Source organism: Limnohabitans sp. MMS-10A-192 (genome assembly GCF_003063335.1).
In the GTDB taxonomy this organism is placed as follows: domain Bacteria; phylum Pseudomonadota; class Gammaproteobacteria; order Burkholderiales; family Burkholderiaceae_C; genus Limnohabitans_A.
Genome location: NZ_NERX01000011.1, coordinates 32,642 through 41,705, shown reverse-complemented (window position 1 = coordinate 41,705; position 9,064 = coordinate 32,642). Strand labels below are relative to the sequence as shown.

The following is a 9,064-nucleotide window of genomic DNA, read 5'->3' as shown; positions in this document are numbered from 1 at the left end:
TCGCCTCGGTGTTCGAGCACCATACGAACAGCGCGTTCGCGCACCTCGGGTGAAAAACGGTTTGATTTCTTGCTCATGGCTCCATCTTCTCAAAGTGTGGAGCCTCCTCAAAATCCGGGGCGATTCATTACGGTGATCAGCGTGAAAAAGCGTGCGTCATGGTCAACATCGATTTCGATGCTGTGGGCAACTGGGCCGAGCGCCGCAACTTGCCTTATGCCGGTTACACCGATCTGGCCCAAAAGCCCGAGGTGTACGAGCTGATCAAGGATTGCGTCGAGAAAGTCAACGCCGATTTGGCCGAAGACGCCTTGCTCGCGGGCAGTCAGGTCAGCCGCTTCCTGGTCTTGCACAAGGAGCTGGATGCGGATGACGGCGAATTGACACGCACCAATAAGGTTCGCCGCGGCTTCATTGCCGACAAATACAAACCGCTGGTCGATGGCCTGTACGAAGGCAAGACCGAGCAGTTCATTGAAACCGTCGTCAAGTTTGAAGACGGTCGCAGCGGCAGCGTGAGCGCCACGCTCAAGATTTCCGATGCGAAGACATTCACCCCTGTGAAGGCAGCAGCATGAGCAAGGTCATTGGTGACGTCATCCTCGACGTCCAGAACATCAGCCTGAGATTTGGTGGCGTCAAGGCGCTGACCGACATTTCTTTCAACGTCAAAGAGCACGAGATCCGCTCGATCATTGGCCCCAACGGTGCGGGCAAGAGCTCGATGCTCAACTGCATCAACGGTGTGTACACGCCGCAAGAAGGCTCGATCACTTTCCGTGGGCAGAAGTTTGACCACATGAGCAGCCGCCAGGTGGCCGAGATGGGCATTGCCCGTACCTTCCAGAACTTGGCTTTGTTCAAGGGCATGAGCGTGATCGACAACATCATGACCGGCCGCAATCTGCAGATCAAAAGCAATCTTTTGATGCAAGCCTTGCGCGTGGGCCCAGCCCAGCGCGAAGAAGAAGCGCACCGCGAAAAAGTCGAGCACATCATCGACTTCCTGGAAATTCAGGCCTTCCGCAAAACCCCTGTGGGCCAGCTGCCCTACGGTTTGCAAAAGCGCGTGGACTTGGGCCGTGCGCTGGCGATGGAGCCGCAAGTCTTGCTGCTCGACGAGCCCATGGCCGGTATGAACCTGGAAGAAAAACAGGACATGTGCCGTTTCATTCTGGATGTCAACGACGAGTTTGGCACGACCATCGTGTTGATCGAGCACGACATGGGTGTGGTGATGGACATTTCTGACCGCGTGGTCGTGCTCGACTACGGCAAGAAGATCGGGGACGGCGAACCCGAAGAAGTGCGCAACAACGAAGACGTGATCCGTGCCTATCTTGGCACTGGCCACTGAGGAGACAAGAACATGGCATTTTTTCTGGAAGCTCTTTTTGGCGGCCTGATGGCAGGCATGCTGTATGCGCTGGTGGCGCTCGGCTTTGTGTTGATTTTCAAGGCCTCCGGTGTCTTCAACTTCGCGCAAGGCGCGATGGTGCTGTTTGCCGCTTTGGCCATGGCCCGTTTTTCAGAATGGGCGCCTGGCTGGCTGGGTATTGAAGACAAGTTCCTGGGCAACTTGGTGGCCTTTGTTCTGGCAGCGGGCATCATGTTCGTGCTGGCCTGGGTCATCGAGCGCTTGGTCTTGCGTCACCTGGTCAACCAGGAAGGCGTGACGTTGTTGATGGCCACCTTGGGCATCACCTACTTCCTCGACGGTCTGGGTCAAACGATTTTCGGCAGCGACATTTACAAGATCGACGTGGGCATGCCCAAAGATCCGGTGTTCCTGTTCGAGTCGATCTTCCAGGGCGGCGTGATGATCAACCTGGAAGACGTGTATGCCGCTTGCATCGCTGCCTTGCTGGTGGTGGTCCTGTCGCTGTTCTTCCAAAAGACCAGCACCGGCCGCGCCCTGCGTGCGGTGGCCGATGACCACCAAGCAGCGCAGTCGATCGGTATTCCGCTCAACCGCATCTGGGTCATCGTCTGGTTTGTGGCCGGTATCACCGCTTTGGTCGCCGGCATCATCTGGGGCTCCAAGATGGGTGTGCAGTTCTCGCTGACCACCGTGGCCTTGCGTGCTTTGCCTGTGATCATTTTGGGTGGTCTGACTTCGGTGCCTGGCGCCATCATCGGTGGCCTGATCATCGGTGTGGGCGAGAAGCTCTCCGAGGTTTACATCGGCCCCATGGTCGGTGGTGGCATCGAGATCTGGTTCGCCTACGTGTTGGCCCTCGTGTTCTTGTTGTTCCGTCCGCAAGGTCTGTTCGGCGAAAAAATCATTGACCGCGTGTAAGGAGAAAAAACATGTTTTACAGAGAGAACGGTCAATTCAAAACCACGTACCGCAAAGACCAGCAAATCTTTGCGATTGCACAAGACCGCTGGGTGATTCTGGCGCTGATCGCCTTTGCCTTCGTTGGCGTGCCTTTCCTGGTCGACGAGTACATGTACCGCGCCATCTTGATCCCATTCCTGATCCTCTCGCTGGCCGCTTTGGGTGTGAACATCCTGGTCGGTTATTGCGGTCAGATTTCCCTGGGTTCGGGGGCCTTCATGGCGGTGGGGGCCTATATGGCCTACAACACGTACATCCGTATTGAGGGCATGCCTTTGATCTTGGCCTTGTTGTCTGGCGGCTTTTTTGCAACCTTGGTGGGGATCTTCTTTGGTGTGCCCAGTTTGCGCGTCAAGGGCCTTTATCTGGCGGTGGCGACTTTGGCTGCCCAATTCTTTTGTGACTGGGCCTTCCTGCGCGTGGGCTGGTTCACCAACAACAACGCATCGGGTTCGGTGTCCGTCTCCAATTTGAACGTGATGGGCATTGGCATCAATACGCCGCTCGAAAAATACCTGTTTTGCCTGGGGTTCCTGGTGGTCTTTGGCTTGCTGGCCAAGAACCTGGTGCGTTCGGCGATCGGTCGTGAGTGGATGGCCATCCGCGATATGGACGTGGCCGCAGCCGTGATCGGTATCCGTCCGGTCTACGCCAAGCTCAGCGCCTTTGCAGTCAGCTCGTTCATCGTGGGCGTGGCAGGTGGCTTGTGGGGCTTTGTGCACCTGGGTTCGTGGGAACCAGCTGCGTTCTCGATTGATCGCTCCTTCCAGTTGCTGTTCATGGTCATCATCGGTGGCATGGGCTCCATCATGGGCAGCTTCTTCGGTGCTGCGTTCATCGTGATTCTGCCCATCTTCTTGAACCAGTTCCTGCCTGCATTGGGGGCTGTTTTCGGTGTCGAAATTTCGACTGCCACGGTGTCCCACACCGAGTACATGATTTTTGGCGCCTTGATTGTCTGGTTCCTGATCGTCGAGCCGCACGGCTTGGCCAAGCTGTGGTCTGTGGCCAAACAAAAATTGCGCCTGTGGCCCTTCCCTCATTGATTCCAAGTGTTTTTCCCAAGTGCTTCCACCTATTTTTAACAGGAGACAAACCATGAAGCTTCGTCAACTCGCCCTCGCCACCACGGTGGCTGCTGCAGGCCTTGCCAGTGCGCTGGTCAGCACTGTGGCCACTGCTCAAACCAAAGAGCAGTTCTTCCCCGTGCTGGTGTACCGCACTGGCGCTTACGCTCCCAACGGCGTGCCGTTTGCCAACGGCTACGTTGATTACCTCAAGCTTGTCAATGCCCGTGGTGGCATCAACGGCGTGAAGGCCAGTTTCGAAGAGTGCGAGACCGGCTACGCCACCGACCGCGGTGTGGAGTGCTACGAGCGCCTGAAGGGCAAGAACGGCGGAGCAACCGTGTTCCAGCCTTTGTCGACCGGCATCACTTTCGCGCTGACCGAAAAAGCACCCAACGACAAAATCCCTTTGATCACTGCAGGCTACGGCCGCAGCGAATCGGCTGACGGTGGCGTGTTCAAGTGGAACTTCCCCTTGGCCGGTACCTACTGGGTGGCTGGTGACGTGATCATGCAAGACATCGCCAAGAAACTCGGCGGCGCAGACAAGCTCAAGGGCAAGCACATCGCTTTGGTCTACCACGACAGCCCATTTGGCAAGGAAGCCATCCCAATCTTGCAAGAGCATGCAGCCATGAGCGGCTTCAAGCTGAGCTTGCTGCCGGTGACACACCCAGGCGTGGAGCAAAAATCCACCTGGCTGCAAATCCGCCAAAGCCGTCCTGACTACGTGGTCAACTGGGGCTGGGGTGTGATGAACTCCACCTTGCTCAAAGAAGCACAAGCCACCGGTTACCCCCGCGAGAAAATCTATGGCGTCTGGTGGGCTGGTGCCGAGCCTGATGTCAAAGACGTGGGCATGGGTGCCAAAGGCTACAACGCCATCACCATGCAGCACGGCGTGGAAAAAGGCTCTGCTGTGGTCAAGGAAGTGCTGGAGAAGTTGCACGCCAAAGGCCAGGGCACAGGCCCCAAGGATGAAGTGGGCGAAGTGCTCTACATGCGCGGTTTGTTCAGCGCCATGTTCGCTGTCGAAGGTGTTCGCCAAGCCCAAGAAAAATATGGCAAAGGCAAAGTGGTCACAGGCGAGCAGGCTCGCTGGGGCTATGAAAACCTGAACCTGACCCAGTCCAAGCTGGATGCCTTGGGCTTTAAGGGCGTGCTGCGTCCTGTCTCGACATCGTGCGCTGATCACATGGGCGCCAACTGGGCCCGTATCCACACATGGAACGGCAGCAAGTGGGAGTTCTCCAGCGACTGGTACCAGGCCGATGAGCAGATCATCAAGCCGATGGTCAAGGCTGCTGCAGACAAATACGCTGCTGAAAAGAAAATCACACGTCGCACACCTGCTGACTGCCAGTCTTGATGGCACAAACCCCACTGCGCAAGCAGTGGGGCGGTGGCTGCAGCTTGCAGCCACCAAATGAAAGCCTCGAAAGAAATTCGATCGGCGCTTTCATTTGGGCAACCCCTGGAAAGTTGAATAGGCAAAGACCATGAGCGAAAAAAACATTGTTCTGAACGTCAACGGCATTGAAGTCATTTACAACCACGTCATCCTGGTGCTCAAGGGCGTGTCCTTGCAAGTGCCCGAGCAGGGCATCGTGGCCCTGTTGGGCGGAAACGGCGCGGGCAAGACCACCACTTTGCGCGCCATCTCCAACTTGCTCAAAGGCGAACGCGGCGAAGTGACCAAGGGCTCCATCGAGTTGCGCGGTGAGCGCATCGAGAACCTGTCGCCGGCCGATTTGGTCAACCGCGGTGTGGTGCAGGTCATGGAGGGCCGTCACTGCTTTGCCCACTTGAGCATCGAAGAAAACCTGATGACCGGCAGCTACACCCGCACCGACAAGGGCGAGATCGCGGCCAACCTCGAAAAGGTCTACAACTACTTCCCCCGCCTCAAAACGCGCCGCACCTCGCAGGCCGCCTACACCTCGGGCGGTGAGCAGCAGATGTGCGCCATTGGCCGCGCCCTGATGTCCAACCCTAACATGGTCTTGCTGGACGAACCCTCGATGGGCCTGGCCCCACAGATCGTCGAAGAAGTGTTCAACATCGTCAAAGATTTGAACGAGAAGGAAAAAGTCACCTTCTTGATCGCCGAGCAGAACACCAATATGGCCCTGAAGTACGCCGACTATGGCTACATCATGGAGTCCGGTCGCGTGGTGATGGACGGCGCGGCCGAATACCTGCGCACCAACGAAGACGTGAAAGAGTTCTACCTGGGCGTGGGCGGCGGCGAGCGCAAGAGCTTCAAAGACGTCAAGAGCTACAAGCGCCGCAAGCGCTGGTTGGCTTGATGCATTGATTCCCCCTTTTTCCTTTCGCACCGCAGTACCCCAGAAAGAAACCCATGTCCCAGCACTTTGATGCCTTGGAAACGCGCGACCCGCAAGTCCGTGAAGCCGCGTTGATGGCCGCTTTGCCCGCGCAGGTCGCCCACGCCAAAGCACACGCACCGGCCTTTGCCGATTTGCTCAAGGACGTGGATGCGGTCAGTGTCAACAGCCGTGCGGCGCTGGCGAAGTTGCCTGTGATTCGCAAATACGAATTGCTGGAGCGTCAAAAAGCCGCCCGTGCCGCAGGCGGCAATGTGTTCGGTGGTTTCAGCGCCTTGGGTTTTGGCAAAGGCATGACCCGCGTGTTCGCCAGCCCCGGCACGATCTACGAACCCGAAGGCACGCGCAGTGACTACTGGCGCATGGCGCGGGCCATGTTTGCGGCGGGCTTTCGTCCCGGCGAATTGATCCACAACAGCTTCAGCTACCACTTCACGCCTGCGGGCTCGATGATGGAAACCGGCGCGCACGCGCTGGGCTGCACCGTGTTCCCCGGCGGCACCGGTCAGACCGAGCAGCAAGTGGGCGCCATGGCCGAATTGCAGCCTGCAGGCTACATCGGTACCCCCAGCTTTTTGAAAATCATCATCGAGAAAGCCGCCGAGCAAGGCGTCGCTTTGCCCAGCGTGACCAAGGCCCTGGTGTCCGGCGAGGCGTTCCCGCCCAGCCTGCGCGACTGGATGGCCGAGCGCGGCGTGGCCGGTTACCAGTGCTACGCCACCGCCGATCTGGGCCTCATCGCTTATGAAACCGCGGCCCGCGAAGGCCTGGTGCTGGACGAAGGCGTGATCGTCGAGATCGTGCGCCCTGGCACCGGCGACCCTGTGCCCGAAGGCGAAGTGGGCGAGCTGGTCGTGACCAGCCTCAACCCCGACTACCCGCTGATCCGTTTCGGCACGGGTGACCTGTCGGCCATCTTGCCGGGCCAGTGCCCCACGGGTCGCACAAGCCAACGCATCAAGGGCTGGATGGGCCGTGCCGACCAGACCACCAAGGTGCGTGGCATGTTCGTGCACCCCGGTCAGGTGGCGGAGATCGTGAAACGTTTCCCCGAGGTCAGCAAAGCCCGTTTGGTGGTGACGGGCGAAATGGCCAATGACCAGATGGCCCTGCGTGTGGAAACTGCCCACACGGCTGACGAAGGCCTGAAGGCCCGCATGGCCGATGCCGTACGTGACGTGACCAAACTGCGCAGCGATGTGCAGCTCGTGGCCGTGGGCAGCCTGCCCAACGATGGCAAGGTCATCGAGGACGCCCGCAGTTACCAGTGAAGAAGGCCTCAATGGCCTTGTCTTTTGCAGGGAATCACTAGGGCAAACCGCTAAGTAATTCCCGCGATGCAAGCACTTGTTCGGGCGCTTAAACTTGAGACACTTTTTAGGAGTGTCGACATGAAGAAATGGTTTGCTCTGGCTGCATTGGCAGCTGCTGCAGTGGGTGCTCACGCCCAGTCTTTCCCCGGCGCCAAGCCGATCAACATCGTGGTGCCATTTGCTGCAGGCGGTCCTACAGACCGTGTGGCCCGTGACTTGGCAGAAGCCATGCGCAAATACGTGCCCGGCAGCAACTTTGTGGTTGAAAACGCTGCAGGCGCAGGCGGCACCATCGGTGCGAGCAAGGTGGCCAAGGCGGCACCCGATGGTCACACACTGCTGTTGTTCCATATCGGTATGGCTGCGACGCCAGCCCTGTACCGCAAGATTTCCTACAAGCCTTTGGAAGACTTCGAGTTCTTGGGCATGGTCAACGATGTGCCGATGACCCTGATCGGTAAGCCTCAGTTGCCCGCCAACACGTACCGCGATTTCGAAAACTACATCCGTGCCAACGCCGGTAAGTTGAATATCGCGCACGCCGGCTTGGGTTCGGCATCGCACATCTGCGGTTTGCTGTGGCAGTCGTCTTTGCAGTCCAAAGACGCCATGACTACGATTCCGTTTGGTGGCACAGCGCCAGCCATGACCGCCTTGATTGGCGGGCAGGTGGATGTGATGTGTGACCAGACCACCAACACCACACAACAGATCGAGTCGGGCCGCGTCAAGGCATTCGCTGTGACCACCGCCAAGCCACTGAGCAACCACCCCGTGCTCAAGCACTACCCGAGCCTGCAGGAAATGGGCCTCAAAGGCTTTAACCTGACCATCTGGCACGGACTGTATGCGCCAAAAGGTACACCGGCAGCTGTGACCAAAACCCTCAACGACGCACTGAAGAAAGCACTCAAAGACCCTGAGTTCATCAAGAAGAATGAAGGCCTGGGCGCTTTGGTGGTGAATGACAAGCGAGTCGAGCCAGAAGAGCACAAGAAGTTCGTGGCCGCCGAAATGGTCAAGATCAAAGCCGCTGTGGACGCCGCTGGCAAATACGCAGACTGATCCTTCGGATCTTTCTACGAAAAAAAGCCGCTCTTTTGAGCGGCTTTTTCTTTGGGTGGGGTTGCGCACTCAGTTCACAAACTGCTCAGAGCCCACGATCCCCAGTTTGGTCAGCCCCATGCGCTGCGCACTGGCCATCACGGCCGCAGCCGCTTCGTATTTCGCCTTTGCGTGTGAGCGGATGTGCAGCTCCGGCTGGGTCTGCAGGGCAGACGCCTCTGTCAGCTTGGCCTCCAGCTCCGCGCGGCTGACCGCCTTGCCGTTCCAGTGGATCACACTGTTGGCATCCACATCGATCTTGATCACCACCGGATCGGCTTTCTTGGCTGCATTCGTGGGCGCTGGCATGTCCATGTTCACCGCATGCAGCTGTGGCGGGATCGTGATGATCAACATGATGATGAGCACCAGCATCACGTCAATCAATGGCGTGGTGTTCATCTCCAGCATCACTTCAGGTTCGTCGCTGGCGCTGCTGATTGGGTTCATTCCCACATGGTTCTCCTGTCAGTGGCCAGATGGCTCGGTGATGAAGCCGACTTTGGTGATGCCTGCGCGTTGCACCGCGTACATCACGCGGCCCACCGACTCGAAATCACTTTGGCCGTCACCCCGAATTTGCACCTCGGGCTGAGGTTTCATGGCCGAGAATTTCTTCATGCGCTCGAGCAAGTCCGTGCTGTTTTTGACCTTGGTGTCGTACAGATAGATAGCGCCTGCTTTGTCTACCGAGATGATCACGTTTTCGGGCTTGGTCTCGCGCACCACGTTCTTTTCTTTGGGCAAGTCCACCTTGATGGAGGTGGTCACCACGGGGATCGTGATCAAAAAGATGATCAAGAGCACCAACATCACGTCCACCAGGGGCGTGGTGTTGATGGTGCCGATGATCTCGTCATCGGCTTCGCCTACGTTCATGGCCATGTGGGC

9 protein-coding genes and 1 pseudogene are annotated in these 9,064 nt (G+C 57.9%); 8 read left to right on the top strand and 2 right to left on the bottom strand.

From position 1 onward, the window contains the following. Window positions 1–131: 131 nt before the first annotated feature. From B9Z43_RS16245 to B9Z43_RS16210, 8 genes and pseudogenes are all read left to right on the top strand, one after another. A pseudogene (locus B9Z43_RS16245) lies at window positions 132–578 on the top strand (long-chain fatty acid--CoA ligase); the annotation flags it as partial. Beyond that, window positions 575–1,357 (top strand): ABC transporter ATP-binding protein, encoded by a 783-nt coding sequence (locus B9Z43_RS16240; RefSeq protein WP_108326980.1) that lies wholly within the window; start codon window positions 575–577, stop codon window positions 1,355–1,357. The pseudogene B9Z43_RS16245 and the gene B9Z43_RS16240, both read left to right, overlap by 4 nt. A 12-nt stretch (window positions 1,358–1,369) precedes the next feature. After that, window positions 1,370–2,299 (top strand): branched-chain amino acid ABC transporter permease, encoded by a 930-nt coding sequence (locus B9Z43_RS16235; RefSeq protein ID WP_108326979.1) that lies wholly within the window; start codon window positions 1,370–1,372, stop codon window positions 2,297–2,299. A gap of 11 nt (window positions 2,300–2,310) precedes the next feature. Beyond that, a complete protein-coding gene (locus B9Z43_RS16230; RefSeq protein WP_108326978.1) occupies window positions 2,311–3,387 on the top strand; it encodes a branched-chain amino acid ABC transporter permease in 1,077 nt (358 codons plus the stop codon). Window positions 3,388–3,439: 52 nt separating this feature from the next. Beyond that, the gene (locus B9Z43_RS16225) at window positions 3,440–4,777 is read left to right on the top strand and encodes an ABC transporter substrate-binding protein (protein ID WP_108326977.1); all 1,338 of its coding nucleotides are present in this window, start codon (window positions 3,440–3,442) and stop codon (window positions 4,775–4,777) included. Window positions 4,778–4,907: 130 nt separating this feature from the next. Beyond that, window positions 4,908–5,717, top strand: a complete 810-nt coding sequence (locus tag B9Z43_RS16220; RefSeq protein WP_108326976.1) for an ABC transporter ATP-binding protein — start codon at window positions 4,908–4,910, stop codon at window positions 5,715–5,717. A 53-nt stretch (window positions 5,718–5,770) separates the two neighbouring features. Continuing rightward, window positions 5,771–7,027: a phenylacetate--CoA ligase family protein gene (locus B9Z43_RS16215; protein WP_108326975.1), complete on the top strand. Its 1,257-nt coding sequence runs from the start codon at window positions 5,771–5,773 to the stop codon at window positions 7,025–7,027. 120 nt (window positions 7,028–7,147) lie between these two features. Beyond that, a complete protein-coding gene (locus B9Z43_RS16210; protein ID WP_108326974.1) occupies window positions 7,148–8,134 on the top strand; it encodes a tripartite tricarboxylate transporter substrate-binding protein in 987 nt (328 codons plus the stop codon). 69 nt (window positions 8,135–8,203) lie between these two features. Here B9Z43_RS16210 and B9Z43_RS16205 read toward each other — a convergent pair whose 3' ends face one another. Together B9Z43_RS16205 and B9Z43_RS16200 are read right to left on the bottom strand one after the other, a co-directional pair. Beyond that, a complete protein-coding gene (locus tag B9Z43_RS16205; protein WP_199222330.1) occupies window positions 8,204–8,629 on the bottom strand; it encodes a biopolymer transporter ExbD in 426 nt (141 codons plus the stop codon). Window positions 8,630–8,641: 12 nt separating this feature from the next. Beyond that, window positions 8,642–9,058, bottom strand: a complete 417-nt coding sequence (locus B9Z43_RS16200; RefSeq protein ID WP_108326972.1) for a biopolymer transporter ExbD — start codon at window positions 9,056–9,058, stop codon at window positions 8,642–8,644. Window positions 9,059–9,064 lie beyond the last annotated feature (6 nt).